General features: G+C 44.6%; 18 protein-coding genes. 13 read left to right on the top strand and 5 right to left on the bottom strand.

All coding sequences use genetic code 11. The features are described 5' to 3' along the window. Positions 1-72: 72 nt before the first annotated feature. Positions 73-1,785, bottom strand: a complete 1,713-nt coding sequence (locus tag HF888_RS10910) for a protein adenylyltransferase SelO (RefSeq protein ID WP_007017361.1) — start codon at positions 1,783-1,785, stop codon at positions 73-75. A gap of 345 nt (positions 1,786-2,130) precedes the next feature. Here HF888_RS10910 and HF888_RS10905 point away from each other — a divergent pair, with 345 nt between their 5' ends. The 10 genes from HF888_RS10905 to HF888_RS10860 all read left to right on the top strand — a co-directional run bounded on the left by HF888_RS10905 (position 2,131) and on the right by HF888_RS10860 (position 12,847). After that, positions 2,131-2,793, top strand: a complete 663-nt coding sequence (locus tag HF888_RS10905; protein WP_007017360.1) for a GntR family transcriptional regulator — start codon at positions 2,131-2,133, stop codon at positions 2,791-2,793. 22 nt (positions 2,794-2,815) lie between these two features. Further along, positions 2,816-6,313, top strand: coding sequence for a chromosome segregation protein SMC (gene smc, locus HF888_RS10900; RefSeq protein ID WP_007017359.1), 3,498 nt, complete (start codon positions 2,816-2,818; stop codon positions 6,311-6,313). 22 nt (positions 6,314-6,335) lie between these two features. Next, positions 6,336-7,769: a cell division protein ZipA gene (gene zipA, locus HF888_RS10895; protein WP_007017358.1), complete on the top strand. Its 1,434-nt coding sequence runs from the start codon at positions 6,336-6,338 to the stop codon at positions 7,767-7,769. Between the two features lie 15 nt (positions 7,770-7,784). Then, positions 7,785-9,869: an NAD-dependent DNA ligase LigA gene (gene ligA, locus HF888_RS10890; RefSeq protein WP_007017357.1), complete on the top strand. Its 2,085-nt coding sequence runs from the start codon at positions 7,785-7,787 to the stop codon at positions 9,867-9,869. Beyond that, a complete protein-coding gene (locus HF888_RS10885; protein WP_007017356.1) occupies positions 9,847-10,500 on the top strand; it encodes a transglycosylase SLT domain-containing protein in 654 nt (217 codons plus the stop codon). The genes ligA and HF888_RS10885 overlap by 23 nt, the downstream gene beginning before the upstream one ends. Positions 10,501-10,557: 57 nt before the next feature. Next, the gene (locus HF888_RS10880) at positions 10,558-10,998 is read left to right on the top strand and encodes a hypothetical protein (protein ID WP_007017355.1); all 441 of its coding nucleotides are present in this window, start codon (positions 10,558-10,560) and stop codon (positions 10,996-10,998) included. 13 nt (positions 10,999-11,011) lie between these two features. Continuing rightward, the gene (locus tag HF888_RS10875; RefSeq protein WP_007017354.1) at positions 11,012-11,245 is read left to right on the top strand and encodes a YheU family protein; all 234 of its coding nucleotides are present in this window, start codon (positions 11,012-11,014) and stop codon (positions 11,243-11,245) included. A gap of 112 nt (positions 11,246-11,357) precedes the next feature. Continuing rightward, positions 11,358-11,570 (top strand): hypothetical protein, encoded by a 213-nt coding sequence (locus HF888_RS10870; protein ID WP_007017353.1) that lies wholly within the window; start codon positions 11,358-11,360, stop codon positions 11,568-11,570. A 128-nt stretch (positions 11,571-11,698) separates the two neighbouring features. Next, positions 11,699-12,337 carry a LysE family translocator gene (locus HF888_RS10865; RefSeq protein ID WP_007017352.1) on the top strand — a complete coding sequence of 213 codons (639 nt, stop codon included), beginning with the start codon at positions 11,699-11,701 and terminating at the stop codon, positions 12,335-12,337. A 36-nt stretch (positions 12,338-12,373) separates the two neighbouring features. Next, complete coding sequence (locus HF888_RS10860) at positions 12,374-12,847, top strand: hypothetical protein (RefSeq protein WP_007017351.1); 474 nt, start codon at positions 12,374-12,376, stop codon at positions 12,845-12,847. A gap of 13 nt (positions 12,848-12,860) precedes the next feature. On the opposite strand, the gene mnmC is transcribed toward HF888_RS10860, so the two are convergent. Next, positions 12,861-14,849, bottom strand: coding sequence for a bifunctional tRNA (5-methylaminomethyl-2-thiouridine)(34)-methyltransferase MnmC2/FAD-dependent 5-carboxymethylaminomethyl-2-thiouridine(34) oxidoreductase MnmC1 (gene mnmC / locus HF888_RS10855; RefSeq protein WP_007017350.1), 1,989 nt, complete (start codon positions 14,847-14,849; stop codon positions 12,861-12,863). 89 nt (positions 14,850-14,938) lie between these two features. Here mnmC and HF888_RS10850 point away from each other — a divergent pair, with 89 nt between their 5' ends. Further along, positions 14,939-15,829 (top strand): AEC family transporter, encoded by an 891-nt coding sequence (locus tag HF888_RS10850; RefSeq protein ID WP_007017349.1) that lies wholly within the window; start codon positions 14,939-14,941, stop codon positions 15,827-15,829. On the opposite strand, the gene HF888_RS10845 is transcribed toward HF888_RS10850, so the two are convergent. From HF888_RS10845 to HF888_RS10835, 3 genes are read right to left on the bottom strand one after another with little or no spacing between them, the layout of a single operon-like run. Further along, a complete protein-coding gene (locus tag HF888_RS10845; RefSeq protein ID WP_007017348.1) occupies positions 15,826-16,437 on the bottom strand; it encodes a peptidylprolyl isomerase in 612 nt (203 codons plus the stop codon). The genes HF888_RS10850 and HF888_RS10845 overlap by 4 nt on opposite strands. Positions 16,438-16,475: 38 nt before the next feature. Further along, positions 16,476-17,135, bottom strand: a complete 660-nt coding sequence (locus HF888_RS10840) for a TIGR04211 family SH3 domain-containing protein (protein WP_165837020.1) — start codon at positions 17,133-17,135, stop codon at positions 16,476-16,478. Between the two features lie 57 nt (positions 17,136-17,192). Beyond that, entirely contained in the window at positions 17,193-17,492 is a 300-nt protein-coding gene (locus tag HF888_RS10835; protein WP_007017346.1) for a YciI family protein, read from the bottom strand. Between the two features lie 187 nt (positions 17,493-17,679). Between HF888_RS10835 and HF888_RS10830 the strand changes: the two genes are divergently transcribed. After that, a complete protein-coding gene (locus HF888_RS10830; protein ID WP_007017345.1) occupies positions 17,680-18,456 on the top strand; it encodes a VC0807 family protein in 777 nt (258 codons plus the stop codon). Between the two features lie 11 nt (positions 18,457-18,467). Beyond that, positions 18,468-19,298, top strand: a complete 831-nt coding sequence (locus tag HF888_RS10825) for a PHP domain-containing protein (protein WP_007017344.1) — start codon at positions 18,468-18,470, stop codon at positions 19,296-19,298. The last annotated feature ends 1 nt before the right edge of the window (position 19,299 follow it).

Here is a 19,299-nt window from a genome sequence, read left to right as displayed (position 1 = left end):
TGCTAAAATAATGGGTGTTGCAGAAACCTATAAGTTAAGCTGATGCTTTTTAATTGATTTATAATAGCTTCGCTACGACGAACAGCTATAAAAAGAAACCCCGCCAAGATTAAAAAACTCAGATGGCTTGCGTTTGTTGTATTGCGTATCTGCTTTTTCGGTTTGCTCATCGTACGGATGGGTTAAAACCGTTTGCAGTTCTTTTACTAATTCGTAATTTCCTTTAGCGGCTTGCTGATAAGCCGGTGCGATAAACCATTCACGCATGGTGTATTTGGGGTTAACCTGTTTCATCGCTTTAGAGAGTTTGTCGCGCAATAGCTTCGCATTTTTATCTTGGTTTTCGGAATGGATACCGATAAGCGAATGCCATTTTGTTAGCCATTTCCCCCAGCGCAGGGTCAGTTCTTCGTCTGTGCGATAGAAGCTGCCAATAAGCGGTGTGATATCTTCGGGAATGCTTGATAGCGCTCTAAAGAATAGTGTGTAATCCACTGGGGTTTCTACCATTAAAGCCATTAATTCTTGGAAGAGTTCTGTATCAAAGGTTTTCAGTCCTAGTTTGGCAGCCCACATGTTTTCCATTTCTGTTTGCATGACGGAAGCAAAGCCATTTTCAATGTCTTTTAGTTGCGCCTGTGCTTTTTCATCATCGACGATTAAAGGCATGAGTGCTGAACAGAAGGACTTAAAGTTTTGTTCTGCGGCTAATGGTTGATTCATAAATGAGAAGTGTTGGCCACCGCCTGTCCAGGGTTGATACAACGGATGGAATATTTCGCAAAAGCCAAATGGACCATAATCCAGTGTAAAGCCACCGGCTGCACAGTTATCGCTATTGAAGTTGCCTTGGCAATAACCAACTCGAATCCAGTTGGCGATTAACTTAGTCAGTCTCTGACGAAACGCGCTAGCCAGAGCAATGACTTTTTCAGATAGATCCAATGTTGGATCGATTTCAGTTTTGTATTCTCGATCAATCAAATGCAATACAAGCTGTTGAAGTTCTTGCAGAGCATTTTCGTGTTCTTGTTTTCTTGCACGACGTGCAAAGAGTTCCAATTGACCTACGCGAATAAACGACGGTGCCACACGGGTACTAATGGCCACCGGTTCTAATACGAGTTGATCTGGGTCGGGCGAATGAGAGCCTTCGGAATACCAGGGGCGCTTAACGGTTTCGGTTTTCGAAACATATAAACTGAGAGAGCGCGAAGTTGGAACGCCTAATGCGTGCATGTGTTCTTGTGCTAAAAACTCACGCACGCTGGAGCGCAAAACCGCACGACCGTCTGCACCACGACAATAAGGCGTGCGCCCACCGCCTTTTAATTGCATTTCCCAGCGTTGACCATTCAGTACCGCTTCTAGTACCGAAACTGCTCGACCGTCGCCATAACCATTGCCCGTTCTAAAAGGGCATTGCTGGGTATATTCAGTACCATAAATCGACAACGCATAACCACAGGCCCAACCAGTTTGTCGCATGGGAGCGGGAACCAACGAAAGATCTCCCGAGAATAGGCGAGTAAAATCCTCTGTGGTGGTTAGGCTATCCGCCAACCCTAACTCGCTAAATAAAGTATGGCTGTGTGCCACATATTCAGGGTTTTCAATGGGGGTTGATTTTACAGGTACATAATGTCCAGAAAAAACCTGCCTAGGTTGATGATCAATACCATCTTGGGTGGCGTCTGGGTCACAGTTTAAATTATTCATTAATGAATAATCAGCGTGAGAGGCAAGTAGCTGAATACTGGTGATGTTGGGTTGCGAGTCTTTCATTGGTTTGTCGCTATGAAATGCAAATGGATGAGCAGCGTTGAGACGAGTCTACCAGTTTTGTGCATGCGATGTAGGGTATCTACATAGGATTACATGTTCCAAAGTGCATGGTTTTGTTACAAAAGCGAAGTCATGGAGGCTGTTCTCACTGTAATTTAAGTTGTTTGGTTTCGATAGGTAGATAAGCGCCGTCCATGAATGACGAACCGTAAAACCCCTTCACAAACAGGCCTCTATAAGCATAGTCAAAGCAAATAGTTGTGGTACACTAACTGCTTTTCATAGCCCTTATCTATGGGGGTTGGGTCAGTAATTGGTTGGATTTTGTACAGGATTTAAGGGCTTATGAGCTTTAAGGCACCGGAAAGTTTGGCAGAACAGATCGCCCAGCATATTGGTGAACAAATTATAACCGGTAAGCTAAAGTCCAAAGAGCGTATTCAAGAACTCAAAGTAGCTACAGAGTTAGAAGTTAGCCGTGGCAGTGTTCGTGAAGCCTTGCTTATTTTAGAAAGCCGTCATCTGATCGATATCTTACCGCGTCGTGGCGCCATGGTCGCCGAATTGAACAAGGTCAACGTAAGTGCCTTGTACGAAACCTATATTACCTTGCTTGTGGTGTTAGGCCGCAAAGTAGCTGAAGTCTGGAAAGAAGGTCAGCTTGATCCGCTTATTGAACAGCTTCACAAAATCCGCGCTATCGCTAATAGTAACGACCCAGAGGCACCAGAACGTGTTGTGGCCGCCGGTTTTGATCTAATGCGTATGGCCTATCCTTTAGCGGAAAATCCTTATTTAGAAAGTATTCTTGAAGACTTGCAACCAGCCATCCATCGCGCTTATCACATGGCCATTACCTCAGATAGCAATGCTCTGGGCTACAGTATGACGTTTTTTGGCCAATTGCTTGAAGGCGTGGTTAAACGTGATTTGCCAAAAGTTGAGAAAGCCATCCAAGATTATGGCGACCACCTACTTAGCATCATGATGGATGCCCTAGAGCAATAAAAACTATAAAAGGGGCGTAGCAGTGCGACTTAAGTCCATTAAATTGGCCGGTTTTAAATCATTTGTTGATCCGACCAAAATTCCATTTCCTACCAATCTGACCTGTATCGTCGGCCCGAACGGCTGTGGTAAATCCAATACCATCGATGCGGTCCGTTGGGTAATGGGTGAGAGCTCTGCAAAGAACCTTCGTGGCGATGCCATGACCGACGTTATCTTTAACGGTTCTACGGGTCGTAAGCCGGTGGGCCAAGCCAGCATCGAGTTGGTATTTGATAACTCAGAGGGCAAGCTGCAAGGGGAGTACGCTCAATACACGGAAATAGCGGTGAAACGTAAAGTGACCCGCGATGGTCAATCTACTTATTATCTGAACGGCACCAAGTGTCGTCGCCGTGACATTACCGATTTATTTTTAGGTACCGGTTTAGGTCCAAGAAGTTATGCCATTATCGAACAAGGCATGATTTCTAAGCTGATTGAATCTAAGCCAGAAGAGCTGCGTGTTTACATTGAAGAAGCCGCGGGTATCTCAAAATACAAAGAACGTCGCAAAGAAACCGAAAACCGTATTCGTCGTACCACTGAAAACCTTGAGCGTTTAACTGATATTCGCGAAGAGCTAGACCGTCAGCTTTCCCGATTAAAGCGCCAAGCCGAGTCTGCAGAAAAATACAAAGAATACAAACAAGAAGAACGTCAAACCAGAAGTCAGCTTCTAGCCATGCGCTGGAAAAACATGGATGACGAACTTAAGCAAATCAATCAAGTCATCGCTGAGCATGAATTGGCTCTTGAGCAAGTAGTGACTGTTCAAGTGGAAGACGATGCAGGCATCGAAGAAAAACGTATTTTACTTGTTGATTTAACCGATGAGTTCGAAAAGGTTCAAGCACAGTTCTATCAACTTGGCGGTAAAATTGGTCAAGTAGAACAAAGCATTCAATTTCAAAGTCAGCGTTCTTTGCAGTTAGATAATGACTTGCAAGAAGTTGCCAGTACGGTTGCTGAATTACAACAGAAACAGCAAGAAGATGAGCTGAGCCTTGAACAAGTAGAAGAAGACTTGTTAGCACTAGAGCCTGAAAGCGAACTTATGCAAGCTCAAGAAGAGGGTGCGCAAGAAGAACTCGTCGCCGCTGAAGAAGCTATGAACAATTGGCAGCAGCGTTGGGAAGCCTTTAACGAAAAAAGTGCTGAGCCACAACGTGCCGCCGAAGTGAACAAGTCCCAAATCCAGCACTTTGAAAATAGTATTTCCCGTATTAGTCAGCGCATCGATCGCCTTACGCATGAGTTAGTTAATTTACAGATTGGTGATGAAGCTGACGAACAGTTGGCCATGCTTGATGAGCAGCTGTCGGAAAAAGAATTAAAGCTTGAAGCACAACAGCAAGAAGCAGCGCAGTATCAAGATCAGATAGAGCAAGCCCGTGAAAAACAAAGCCAATTATCACAGCAATTGAGCGATTCTCGTAACCAATTGCAAAGTGTGATGGGGCGAAAGTCTTCACTTGAAGCTCTACAGCAAGCGGCATTGGGAACAGAAGGTGAAACTGGCCGCTGGTTGCAAAGTCAGCAACTGCACAATCAACCACGCTTGGCCGATCAACTGGAAGTTGAAAACGGTTGGGAAAAAGCGGTTGAAACGGTTTTAGCCCAGCAATTGCAATCGGTTGTAGTCGACCGTTTAGATGATTACGCACAGCGTTTAGATCATCTGCAATCCGGTGAAATTACACTGGTTGATAAGCAAGCCAGCCAATCGACTCAGTTAAATGCAGATAGTCTTGCTAATAAAGTGACTGGCTTAAACAACCATTGGTTAGATTCTGTTATTTGTGCCAGTTCGCTTGAAGAAGCACTTCAAAAACGTAGTCAATTACAAGCAGGTCAAAGCCTCATTACACCAGACGGTGTATGGTTGGGCAGCAATTGGATTCGCGTTAAAAAAGGCGATGATGATCAAGCCGGTGTTTTAGCTCGTAAGCAAGAGTTAGAAGAACTAGCGATTAAAGAAGATGATTTAGAAGCGCTAGTGGAAGAATTGGAAGTGGATTTAGAAACCACTTCACTGCGTATCAATACCTTAGAGCAGCAGCGTGAAAACGCACAGCGAGAATTGAATACGGCGTCGCAGCAATTAAGCGATCACAAATCGAAAATCCATGCGGAAAAAGTGCGCTTGGAACAAGAAGTGAATCGTCGCAACCAATTGCAAAGCGAAATTGAAGAGCAAAAAGAATATAAGGCTACCGAGCAAGAAAACCTCGAAGAGGCCCGTATCAATTGGCAGCAAGCACTGGATGATATGCAGCGCTTTAACGCTGAGCGTGAGGACCTTTTAGAACAACGTGATAGTTATCGTGAAAAACTAGACCATGCTCGTCAGCGTGCACGTCACGAAAAAGACCATGCTCACCAGCAGCAATTAAAAGTTCAAACCTTGCAGCATCAAAAGCAAACCTTGGTGGATGCTATTAATCGTTATAAAGACGAGCAACGCAAGCAAGAAGAACGAAAGAATGCGTTAATTGAAGAGCGCGGACAGGGTGATAACCCAGTCGAAGAGCTGAAAATGCAGTACGAAGAAATGATGCAGCAGCGCTTGGACGTAGAAGAATTAATGAAGGCCTCTCGTTCTAAGAAGGAGACGGTAGAAGCAGAAATACGCGAAATTGAACAGAAGCGTCAGCAGCTTGAACAAAAAGCCAATGATGTGCGCTCTGAACTAGAACAATCGCGTATGCAATATCAAACCATTCATACCCGTCGTGTGGGTATCGAAGAACAGCTTGCAGAGCAAAATTTTGAGCTTGAATCGATTCTAGAAAACCTGGCAGAAGGTGTATCTATTGAAGCCTGTCAGCAGGAGTTAGAAAAAATTCAGCAACGCATTACCCGTTTAGGTGCCATTAACCTAGCGGCCATTGAAGAATACAAAACCCAAGCCGAGCGTAAAGAGTATCTTGATAAGCAAAATGAAGATTTAGAAAAAGCGCTTGAGACCCTAGAAAACGCCATTCGTAAGATCGATAAAGAAACACGAACGCGCTTTAAAGAGACCTTTGACAAGGTGAATGCTGGCTTGGCAGAACTGTTCCCGAAAGTATTTGGTGGCGGACACGCATACCTAGAGCTAACGGGTGACGATTTATTGGATACTGGGGTTGCCATTATGGCGCGACCACCAGGTAAAAAGAATAGCACCATACATCTATTGTCAGGTGGTGAAAAAGCGCTTACCGCCATTGCGCTTGTTTTTTCTATATTCCGTTTGCGTCCAGCGCCTTTCTGTATGCTGGACGAAGTTGATGCGCCGTTGGACGATGCCAACGTTGGCCGTTACGCGCGCCTTGTGCACGCTATGAGTGAGCATGTTCAGTTTATTTATATATCTCACAACAAAATAGCGATGGAAATGGCAGAACAATTAATGGGTGTCACCATGCATGAGCCTGGTGTATCGCGCATTGTATCTGTGAATATGGAAGAAGCAGTAGAACTGACCGAACACTAGATTTGCAATTACGAGCATAACCATGGATATCAGTTTACATAGTTTCATCCTGGTCGTGGGTTTATTAGTCATCATCTTCATTGTAATTGATGGTATCAAGAAGATGAGACAAACTAAGTCCACGCCATTAGAGGAAGAGTGGTTAGATCAGGATCACGATCTTCCCGATGACGAGCCTCTGCAATTCGATCATTTAGAAATTGATGATGAAATGCTGACGGATCACTTTGATCTGAAGAAGACGCTGCGCACACAAGATCAACAGTCTAAAGACGATCTACAAACGGCAGCTGATTCTAGCGAACCTGAGACACCGCAATTTGCCCCGCAGCAAGATGATGCCGTTCAACCAGAAATGGCCGAGCCGGAATCTCCAGAGCCTGATTTCCAGCATGCAGAAATTAACGAATCGCCAACTGAAGTAAAACCAGAACCAGCGGTTGCCAGTGAGGATGATGTGTTGCGTGCTGAAAAACAAGAGCCCGCTTTCTCTGTTTTAGAAGAGCCTGAAGATGATCTGGATCTTGGGCTAAAAGCGGATTCAGATACTATTACTGCTGACAAAGTTGCAGCAGAAAAGCGCACAATCGAAAAAGCAAAAAAAGCGACATTAAATGTGAAAGCGGAAGGCTCTCTATTAACGGAAAAAGCCAAGGCTGCTGCCCAATCTTTTAAACAGCATGTACAAGAATTGAAGCACAACAAAAAAGCGCAAGAAGAACAGCTTTTATCTGCACAATCACAAACAGCAAAACAAGCAGCAAAGCCTAAGCGTGACCTGAACTCTGATGAACCGGTTCCAATGTTAATGGATCCGATTGAGTTGGGCGAAGAAGTAGAACCGGATGCACCACAACAGCAAGAATTACATTTACCTGAGTTTGTTCAGCAAACCTTAAGTGATGAGGCCGTTATCAAACAACCTGAAGAAGAAATTCGTGCCGAAAAAGATGCCTTGTTAGATGAATACATTGATGATGTGGTCTCGCCACGAGAGGAAGTGGGCGAACGTTTAAGTGAACGTCCTCCTGCAGAAGAAATCTTTGTCATTCACGTACTAAAGAATTCAGAACCTTGGCTGCAAGGGTTGGATCTAGAACACATTTTTAAGGCCTGCGATATGCGTTTTGGTGAGATGAATATTTTCCATCGTTTTGAAGAGCCAAACGCTCAAGGCAAGATCCAATTTAGCGTCGTGAACGCCGTGGAGCCCGGCACTTTTGATCCTAATAATATGGAAGCTATTTCTACTCCTGGGATCAGTTTATTTATGAGTTTGCCGGGGCCAGAAAACCCAATGGCAGCGTTCGATGCTATGTCCGAAGTGGCACTCGTATTTGCTCGAAACTTTAGCGCTCAGCTTCAAGATGAAAGTCATAGTGTGTTAACACCACAAACGTTAGAGCATTACCGCCAGCGTATTCGTGACTATACCCGTCGCACTCTTAAGAAGTAATGGAGACAGCGATCTATGTCAGATCAACCTTCCTTGTTTGATAACCCTAATGACAATGTCCCTAAGGTTGATGATGCAACACTCACTCGTGTTGCAGAATTACGCGATGAGCTTAATCGAGCCAATCACGCCTACTATGTATTGGATGATCCGAGTATTCCTGATGCGGAATACGATCGTCTTTTTCATGAACTCAAAGGCTTAGAAAGCAAACATCCTGAACTGTTAACAAAAGATTCACCCACGCAACGTGTTGGTGCAACACCCTTGTCTGAATTTGAAACTGTGGCCCATGAAGTGCCTATGTTGAGTTTGGATAATGCGTTTGATGATCAGGATATGCGAGATTTTAATCGCCGCATTAGCGAACGTTTAACAACTAAGTCGTCCATTAGGTTTGCTTGTGAACCTAAGCTTGATGGCATCGCGGTTAGTCTGCTTTATGAAAATGGAAAGTTAGTGCGTGCGGCTACGCGTGGTGATGGTGCTGTTGGCGAAAACATTACGCAAAATATTCGTACGGTTTATAGTGTACCGCTTACACTCATGGGCAATGATCACCCACCGGTGTTAGAAGTGCGCGGTGAAGTGTATATGCCCAAAAAAGGTTTTGAAGCTTTTAATGTAAAAGCCCGCGAACGTGGCGAAAAAACCTTTGTTAATCCTCGCAATGCTGCTGCCGGTAGTTTGCGACAATTAGATTCTCGTATTACCGCATCGCGCCCATTGGAGTTCTGTTGTTATAGTATGGGGCGCGTTGACGGTGCTGAGCTACCAACGGTTCATAGTGAAATCTTGAAAAAGTTTTCTGAATGGGGATTCAAAATCAATCCTGAAATGGCCGTCGTTGAGGGAGTAGAAGGCTGTCTCGATTATTACGAAAATCTAGCCGCTAAGCGAAATGATTTGCCCTATGAAATTGATGGTATTGTTTACAAAGTCGATGACTTGAAACTTCAGCAACGTTTAGGTTTTGTTAGTCGTGCGCCGCGCTGGGCCATTGCTCGTAAATTCCCTGCACAAGAAGAAATGACGTTACTCAAAGGCATAGAGTTTCAAGTGGGCCGTACGGGCGCTATCACGCCGGTGGCACGTTTGGAACCTGTCTTTGTGGGCGGCGTTACTGTATCCAATGCAACGCTACATAACATGGATGAAGTAGAACGCTTAGACGCTCGCATTGGCGATACTGTTGTGATTCGTCGAGCAGGTGATGTGATTCCACAAGTAGCCAGTGTCGTTAAAGAAAAGCGCCCAGATAATTCACAAAAAATTCAATTACCGGATGCCTGTCCAGTATGCGATAGTCATGTGGAGCGAGTGGAAGGTGAAGCGGTAGCCCGTTGTACAGGTGGTTTGGTTTGTGCGGCGCAGCGTAAAGAAGCGATTAAGCATTTTGCATCTCGCAAGGCTATGGATATAGATGGCTTGGGCGATAAAATCGTGGAGCAGTTGGTCGATGAAGGCAAAATAAAAAGCTTCGTGGACTTGTATAAGCTTAAGCATGAAGACATCGCCAGTCTTGAGCGTATGGGTGATAAATCGGCGCAAAATCTTTTGAAGGCAATTGAAGCCAGCAAAAACACCAGTTTCCCTAAGTTTTTATATGCACTGGGTATTCGTGAAGTCGGTGTGGCTACGGCCAATAACCTCGTTCAGCATTTTCTAACCATTCGTGCGCTCGTCAAAGCGTCTTTTGATGAGCTGATTGAAGTGGATGATGTGGGCCCGATTGTGGCTGAGCATATTTTAAATTTCTTCGCTGAGCCTCATAACCAAACTATTATTGATGGTTTATTGAATATTGGCATCACGTGGCCAGAAGTAAAATCAGTATCCAATAGTGAACTTCCGTTAAGTGGCGAAACCTATGTGGTGACAGGAACCTTGTCTGCAATGGGGCGTGAAAATGCAAAAGCCTACTTACAGCAGTTAGGCGCAAAAGTCGCAGGCAGTGTAAGCAAGAAAACCTCGGCGCTAGTAGCGGGTGAAAAAGCGGGAAGTAAATTAACCAAGGCACAAGATTTGGAAGTGCCCGTATTAGATGAAGAACAATTTCTGTCTTTATTAGCGGAGCATGGCATTGAACCTGAAGCTTAGTACTCTCGGTGTGGTGCTCTTGCTGTTATCGGCTTGTACCACAGCGCCGCCTAAAAACATTAATAATGTTTGTCATATTTATGATGAATATTACGACTGGTTTTTAGCGTCGGACGAAGTGTACAAGCGTTGGCAGGTACCACAGCATGTGACCATGGCGTTTATTCATCAGGAGTCGAAGTTTGTGGGGGATGCGCGTCCTCCTTGGCAATGGTTTATGTGGATTATTCCACTTGGTCGTCCATCCAGTGCTTTTGGTTATGCACAAGCGTTGGATGGCACTTGGGAAGAATACATGCGTCAAACCGGCAATTGGGGCGCAGATCGCGATGACTTCGAAGACGCTGTCGATTTTATTGGCTGGTACAACCATAAGTCACTGATACGCAATAAAATAAATCCCCATGATGCTTATAGTTTGTACTTGGCGTATCACGAGGGGCAGGGCGGCTTCAGTCGTGGAACCTATAAGAACAAACCTTGGCTGCTCAAAGTCGCTAAGAAGGTTGAGCGCCGCAGTCGTTTTTATCAGCAGCAGTTACAAGGCTGTCGTGCAGAGCTTGAAGACGATCGGTATTGGCGTTCAATATTTGGCAAAAATGAGACGAAATCAGTCGATTTTCATAGCTAATTTTGTTATCAATACGTCTATTAAATATTACCGAAGTATCTAGGTAAGGACATCGCAGTGGATCAGGAATCAATTGTATACGGCATCATTAAGGACATTCCCATGGCTCCAGAGCTAGATGGGCAAACTCGCCGTATGGTCAATAGTTCTTCACTTTTGGATCTGCCTCAAACGCTAGATGTTGAATCGCCTTACCTCTGCAGCGATATGTTCACTTTGCCGGGTTTAGACGTATTCAGTGGCGCCTATCACACCCAAGTCATTCATTTTGGTGCTTCCTATCGTGCTGTTGAGTACGAGTGGGAGCAATGGATGAAACGCTTTGAAGAGCTTCTGGGCAAGATGTACTGGGTGAGCGCTACGGTGCATCTAGAAACTGAATTAAGCGGTAAGCACACTTTCACATGGGAACCTGTGAACAGGGGATGCCATGTCCCTAATTCTGGCGATCTGCGCGTTAAATGTGAGTGGGAACGAGAAGCCGATTTCATTAAGTAGTTGATTGGGTTTTATGACAAGCGACGCATACACGTTAATTCCTCACGAACAACTGTCTAGCGATGCTCTTGAGGGCGTCATTGAAGAATATATCAATCGTGAAGGCACCGATTATGGTGAGATCGAATACGATTTTGCCACTAAGAAGCAGCAAGTATTGAATCAGCTTCAGAAAAAGATTGCGTTTATCGTATTCGATCATGACTCGCAAAGTGTGAGTGTTATGCATAAAGACGAACTTGCTTAGTCTGTTTCGTACTGAAATTTTCCTTAATTACACACAAAAACAAAAGCTACACAGCGCGTCTTATTAAAACGAGCTATCCTGAATTTATATCTGCTCTAACCCAGGATGGCCCATGACGCATATTCACGCTTATAAGTTACGTTCTTTAATTCAGGGTTTACTCAAAGATTCGGATAAACTGCATAAGCAGCTGGCTGAAACTCGAGAGCAATGCAAGCAGATTGAAGAAGTGATGCAGGCTATTCGTAGAAACAGCTTTACAGCGAAAAACCACGTGATGCCTCGTTGCCCCTACGGACGTGACAAAGCAGCAAATGATAGTTAGCGTTTTTGTTGCTACGGACGGCCAAATAGTCTGATAATTACAATACTCTTTTTGGTAAAGTTTTAACCTCCGCCATTCTTCTTTGTAGCATTTCCCGCTAGACTTGAGCTTTTACGCAGGTTTAAACCGTGGAATTATCAAATCTCTTATTGTTCTTTCTAACCAGTTGTTTACTTGCCGTGACCCCTGGTCCTGATAATTTATTTGTCTTAACTCATTCTGCGACCATGGGGATGCGTTCAGCCATGGTTGTAGTGTGTGGCCTTTGTACGGGCTTAATTGTACATACCGTGATTGTCGTGACAGGCTTGGCTGCTTTGATTCAGAGTCATGATTATGCACTAAGCGTTATTCAATATGCGGGCGTGGTTTATCTGCTGTGGCTTGCCTATCAAAGCTTTAAGTCCACCATGCAATCAACTTCCTCAGAAGTTTCAAATGAGCAAAGTGTTCATCGCATATCTTTGCGTGCTTTGTATGCACGAGGGATTGTGATGAATATTACCAATCCTAAAGTAGGATTCTTTTTTATTGCCTTTTTGCCTCAATTTGTTATCGAAGGTGGATGGGAATACTCAGTACAACTACTTACACTCGGTGGAGTGTTTATTGTCTCAACATTGCTTTGTTTCGGCATTATCGCCTTTTTAGCGAGTAGCCTAAAAAACATCTATGCTAACAATAGTCGAGCAGAAAATTGGATGAATCGAATTGCATCACTGGTATTTGTTGGTTTGGCGGTGCGACTGGGACTAACCGAAATTTAGTCTAATACTTTCAGACTAAATTATAAGGAGATGAATATGCGAATTCCTTTAGTATTGATTACGACTGTGAGCTTAATGCTTTCCACAATCGCTGCGACAGCGGGCAGTATCGAATTTGAAGAAGCGGGGTTTAGTATCGATACACTTGATATAAAAACCAAAAGCCCGTTTGCCCAACCCATCACTATGGCATTACCAGCGAAAGGTGGGTTCGCTGCCAATGTGAATGTTCAAATACAAGAATACCCAGGGACTTTGCAAGAATATTTAGACCTATCGGTGGGACAGCTCGATCAAATGGGCTTACGGATTCTCGACCAGTCGATTTCCGATGCCGAATTAGTGATGGAGTATGAAGGCGTGATGCAAGGACGTCTTTTGCATTTTTATGCTAAAGCCGTTAAACGAGGGAAGTCGGTGTATTTAGCCACAGCCACCGACAGTGCAGATAACTGGGCCAATACGGCAGCAGAATTAAAATCTGTGGTGGACAGTCTAAAATTAAAATAAAAATACGATGTATTTAAAGCAGATTCACTAAAAACCGATTCGGACTTAGGATCTCTGCTGTGCTTGTCTGCAATGGCCAGGGTTCGCTGTTCATTTGAGCTGCAACCAGCTCCGCACATAAAGGCGCGGTGCTTAAACCACGGGAGCCGTGCCCTAGATTTAAATATAGGTTTGGGTAAAACGTTGCGGGTTGTCTAAAACGCCATTTCTTGTTTTTTCTTAATGGTTCAAAATCTCTAAAGAACGATTCGGGTTCGCAAACGGCGCCGACGATGGGGGTGTAGTCCGGCGTGCTGCAGCGCACGCTGGCTCGGCCTCCCAGCGCAACATCGATTTGTTCTGCTACGGCAGGAAAGTTGTCCATTAAGCTTTTTAAATTGTGATCAGTGTCTTCCGCGCGGATTTCAGTAGCTGTACTGTTGACTCTGTAGCTGGCACCAAAATTAATCCTGCCGTCGTGTATAGGTGTTACGTAGCTATCGCCACACAATACGGTATTCAGTGTTAATGAGTTTTGTTTAGCTTGGCTTACTTGGCCCGCCATTGCTTTGGTCGGTAGGAAGGATAGGGCGTTTAATTTTTTTGCTTCATAAGCATTGCAGATTACGAGGTTGTTACCTTTAATGGTTGTTTTTTCTCTATCGACTGAACAGTGGATCTGCCACTGTCCATTACCATATTGAATATCTTCGACCGTGCATTTTGTAATGAGAGAGATGTTTTCATGCTTGATCAGTGCATCACACCAAGCCTTTGGATAGACCCATGCGCCATTTTTAAACCAAAGCCCTTCATGTTTTAAATGGATACCGGCAATCTTGCTAGCTTGCTCTGCGCTTACCCTAGCAATGATGCTTTGCAGGTCATGATTATTTTCAAACTTTATTTGTCGTTGCTGCTCTTTCTCGTTTAACGCTAATTGTAATACGCCGCAGTCGTCCCATTGCTGCTGTCTATTGATCCGCTGAGGCTCACCTAGTGTCTGTTTTAGTACTCGAAGAGAATATAAATAACCAGATAGATAAAAATCACTTTGGGTAGTGAATTTCACGGGAAGCTTGGCGTAGATTACACCTTGCGCATTGCCCGAGCCGCCCATGGCAATGCCTTCTTGTTTTTCAATTAACGTGACCTTGTATCCACGCTTCGCCAAGCTATAAGCCGTGCTGCAACCTGCGATACCGGCTCCTACAATGATCACATTTTTTGGTGTCTGGTTTTGCGGTACGCAAAACCAAGGTGGCTGCGTTAGATAGTTCGGCAACACAGGGCCTATAGTCGCTTGGTAATTTGCTACGAGCATGTCGCGTTTTTTACCAAAGCCTTTTGCTTTTTCTACTTTGAATCCAGCGCCTTTTAAACCACGTTTTACTAACCCAGCAGCAGTAAATGTGGCTACTGTGGTATTGGCGTAACTTAATCGCGCCATTTGAGAGAAGAGTTTGGGTTGCCACATCTCAGGGTTTTTTGCAGGGGCAAAGCCGTCTAAGAACCATGCATCTACTCGAGCGGTGGTTTCAGATAACCAATCGTGTATGTCACCAAAGTATAGGTGTAAAACCACTTCCCCTGTGCTTGAATGTTGGAGTTCAGTAGGCGTGGGTAAGTGAATGCTGTGCCAGCCCGGAACCAGTTCCGGGTAAAAATCACAAAGTGTGTTGGCTAGGGGAGAAAGCTCAGGCCATTTGTTCAGTGCTGTTACTAAGTCTGCCTTTTGCAGAGGGAACTTTTCAACACTGGTAAAGTGGAGAGTTTGACCTTCGCTGCTTTGTTTAAGCCATTGCTGCCAAGCACATAAAAAATTTAGACCTGTACCAAACCCTGTTTCGGCAATGGTAAATTGGCTCACAGGGTGGTTCGCCCAGCGCTCTGGTAGGTGGTTCTGCTTGATAAATACGTAGCGGGTTTCATCCAGACCACTGGCTTTGGAAAAATAGACGTCATCGAATTCTGTAGAAATCGGTGTATCATCAGACCATGTGATTTGAGCGGGTTTTATCATGCAGCTTGAAGCACCTTTCTGTAATGTGTGTCAGTAAAGCTTGTATTGCGCTGTGCTTTGAGTATTTGATTTTAACATAGTGAGTTTGAATGTTTTTAACCATTTTTCAGGTTGTCGCCCCAGTATGGATATGTGCTGCTATTGGCTTTATGTGGGTGCGGTCAGGCAACCCCTTCCCGTCGGATTTCATTTCGCGTTTGGTTTTTAATATTGCTGCCCCCTGTTTGGTTATTAGCACTATGGCGAGTGTAGAGTTGTCCATGTCTGCATTAATGAATATGGCTATGGCAGCTGCCTTGGTGCTGTTGTGCGTGCTTAGTCTCAGTTACGCTCTGATTCGTTTATTCGGTCACGATACTAAGGACTACTTGGTCAGTTTGAGTTTTGCCAATGTCGGTAACATGGGCCTACCGGTTTGCTTGTTTGCATTTGGTGAAACGGGCCTTGCACTGGCTGTGGCGTATTTCATTATCAATAGCATTGCACACTTTTCGCTAGGAGTTTCTTTGAGTAGTGGGCGCAGCTTAGATTGGCAGGACTTTTTGAAAAATCCGATTTTATGGGCAATTGCAGTTGCTGTGGGTCTGATTTTCTTCCAGTTATCATTGCCCAATTGGCTAGAAAACACAGTGACACTAATTGGTGATATGACCATACCGCTGATGTTAATCACTCTTGGTGTATCACTGGCAGGCATTCAGGTTAAAAGCTGGAAGCTTGGTTTGTTTTATTCAACCATGCGTTTTGTTATCGGCGGTTCTGTCGCGATGTTTGTGGTGTGGTTATTGGATCTTCATGGGTTGCAAGCAAGCATCGTGATTATTCAAGGCTTGATGCCGGTGGCTATTTTTAATTATCTATTTGCACTGCAAGCAAAAAGAGATGCAGATACGGTGGCGAGTATGGTGATGATTTCGACTTTGCTATCTATGGTAGTAGTGCCAACGGCATTGGCACTACTATTGGCTTCAAACGCTTAGTTCGTCGCGACAGGCTTGTCGTAGCTGACGGTAACACTTTCAATAGCGACAGGTTCTACTGGAACGTTCTGGTGGCCACTCTTACGCGTCGTTTCGACGGTACTGATAGCATCGACCACTTCTATGCCTGAAATCACCTTTCCGAACACGGCATAACCAAAATCACGGAATCCATGATTGAGGAAGTGATTGTTTTTTACGTTAATAAAGAACTGACTGGTGGCGCTATCAACAGCCGCAGTGCGAGCCATTGCGATGGTGCCACGATTATTAAACAGGCCATTATCCGCTTCGTTTTTAATGGGCTCATTGGTGGCTTTACGAATCATAGATGGAGTAAAGAACCCTCCGGCTTGAATCATAAAGTCTGGAATTACTCGGTGGAATAAGGTGCCATCGTAATAACCGTTTTGCGCATACTCTAAAAAGTTAGCCACACTTATGGGTGCTTTGGCAGGGTTGAGTTCCAGAATAATGTCGCCCATATTGGTTTTCATTGTGACGTAAGGTGTCGCTACGTCTGCTTGCTCTGCAGACGGCTCGCTTTGTGACTCGGCCATCACAGCAAAACTAAACATTGAAAGTAAAAAAGCTAGTATCAAACGCATTTTTGTATCATTCCTAATGAGAGTGGAAGGGTTGAGCGTTATGCCCAACCATCGCCTTTACGGCCAGACATTTTAGGCAACACTAGGCCAAGAATAATTCCTAATAGAATCAAGCCTCCGCCGATCAGGATGTAGTTCAAATCCTTACTGCCTTGTAAGCGCTCGTTTTCTGCTTTCAATGTATCCACTTTGATTTTTAATTCTTCACTCGCTTTTGCCAGCTCTTGGTTTTTCTTATCCAAATTGATGGCATTGGCACTTACTTTTTTGATGTGCTCTAGTTCTTTCGCTTGAGCTTGTTTCTCTTCAGTGGTTTCAGACTGTGCTTGTTTGGTTTGAGACAGTTCTTTCTTCAGTTCGGAGTGCTGAGATTTTAGCTCGTTGTAGTCCGCTTTTAACTTATCTAGTTCACGTTGAGTCAAAATGAGTTTTTCAAATGCAATTGGCTTATCCTGAAGGAAGCGAGTCGGTACCCAACCTTCTAATCCCTGGTCCGTGGTCACTTTTGTAAACTTGCCATCTTCAGATTCTTCAATGAACTGCAAGTGGCTGCCACTTTTCAGTGTCTTGATGATGCGAAATTCGTTGCTTGGACCTGTGCGCAGGTTAATCCATAGTTCGTCACTGATGTAACGTTTTTCCGCCAAAGCTGGCGCGACCATTAGAAAACTAAGTACAAGTGCAGATAGTCGTTTCACTGTGATAATCCTATTTTTAAAGTTCTTTCCAAACATGTAGGTTATAAGCTTAGCGCCTTAAGGCAAAACTTTCTTGAACGGCTTCACGGTTACTTTAGCGTAAACCCCAGCGGCAACATAAGGGTCAGCATCTGCCCATGATTTGGCAGCGTCCAAACTATCAAACTCTGCCACCACCAATGAGCCAGAGAAGCCAGCCTCAGGGGCGTCCTCCGTATCGGCTAAAGGGTGAGGTCCCGCTAAAATAAGACGACCTTCTTGCTTCAGGGTCTCGAGACGAGCAAGGTGATCAGGGCGGGCACCTTTACGTTTTTCTAGGCTGTTTTGAACATCTTCGCTGATAATGGCGTACAGCATAAACATGACCTTACTTATTACTCTTTTATTGTCGCCCAATAGTAGCAGCAGGTTTAGCAACTATAAAGCGGCTTGAAGCAGCTTTATGCCACTTAATCAAGGTGTTAGCGTAGATTCCGCGCTTGCTGCGATTAGAGCACCGCCGTAGAATAGATTTCAAATAAATGATTTGCAGTAGAAGACTTCAATGACAGAAATGACTCAGGCTGGCGAAAAACCTAAAAAAGAAAGTATGTTAGCCAATATATTGCTCAACATCGTTATTCCTACCTTCATCTTAATGAAAGGCAGCGAAAACCCGTGGATTGCAGAAAAACTGGTGGAGTTAGACGCTAAATTTGGCAGTCATATGGCCGCTGTCTACGATGCGCACGGTATAAAGTTGGCCATTATTATCGCTTTGGCATTTCCCATTATTTACGGTGTGAAGGATTTTGGTCGCATCCATAAAGTGAATGTATTCTCGGTATTGGGTGTGTTCAGTATCTGCCTGACTGGTGGCATCGCTTTGTTAGAGCTGGATGCTAAATACATAGCCATCAAAGAAGCTGCAATACCGGGCATTTTGGGGCTGGTTACCGTGCTTTCAATGAAGACCCGTTTTCCCTTAGTTAAAACCTTTTTGTACAACGATAAGATATTGAAGGTAGACAAAATCGAATTGGCCTTAGAAGAGCGCCATAACCGGCCGGAATTTGATGAGAGTTTGAAAATTGCCTCTTATCTAGTGGCAGCGTCCTTCTTTTTATCGTCTTTCTTAAACTATGTTCTTGCCAAATGGATTGTCGTCAGCCCTTCTGGAACGGCTGCTTTCAATGAAGAATTGGGCAAAATGACGGCATTGAGTTTTCCGGTCATAGCCATTCCTGCCACTATCGTATTGATGGCCGCTTTGTACTACTTGTTCCGCAGCATTAAGAAACTGACAGGACTCAGCTTTGAAGATGTGATGGTGGAACCCTAATGGGGACGCCTATGTTATTTGATCTTCACTGCCATAGCTTACGTAGCGATGGCCAATTAAGTCCCACCGATTTGGTCAATCGTGCTTATGAGCAGGGCGTCACGCATCTTGCTCTAACGGATCACGATACAATCAACGGTTTGCAAGAAGCCAAGCAAGCTGCAAAGCCCCTTGGACTTGAAATTATTCATGGTATTGAAATCTCCACTGTGTGGAATGGCATGGGCATTCATGTCGTTGGACTAAATTTTGATGCAGAACACCCAGCCATGTTAGCGGCCATTGAGCGTCAAGAAAATTGTCGTTTAGAGCGCGCTAAAACCATTGCAAAAAAATTAGAAAAGCAGGGTGCTGAAGGTATTTGGGAAGCGGCGCAAAAAGTTGCGAATGGTGCACAAATAGGACGCCCCCATTTTGCTCAAGCCCTCATTGATATGGGCAAAGTCAACAACATGGCAGCGGCGTTTAAGCGCTACCTTGGCGCCGGAAAGTCGGGAGATGTCAAAACCCTGTGGCCTGAAATGAGTGAGGCTGTGCAGTGGATCGTTGATGCTGGGGGGACAGCCGTGTTGGCCCATCCAGATAAATACAAGTTAACGCGAACCAAGCTACGATTGCTATTAAATGCCTTTAAAGAAGCCGGAGGAGGCGCTGTGGAAGTAACCACGGGTGGCATGGAATCCAGCTTTGCGCAGCGCATGGCTCAATATTGCGATGAGTTTGGTTTATTAGGTAGCCAAGGCAGTGATTTCCATGGCCCTAGACCATGGAGTGAACTGGGTAAATTTCCCCCTATGCCCAAATCCGTGACACCTGTATGGCATGATTGGTACGCTGATTAGT

Origin of the sequence: Bermanella marisrubri, assembly GCF_012295615.1 — a bacterium.
Classification (GTDB): Bacteria; Pseudomonadota; Gammaproteobacteria; order Pseudomonadales; family Oceanobacteraceae; genus Bermanella; species Bermanella marisrubri.
The sequence above is the reverse complement of the archived record's forward strand: the minus strand, read 5'-3'. Positions and strand labels throughout refer to the sequence as shown.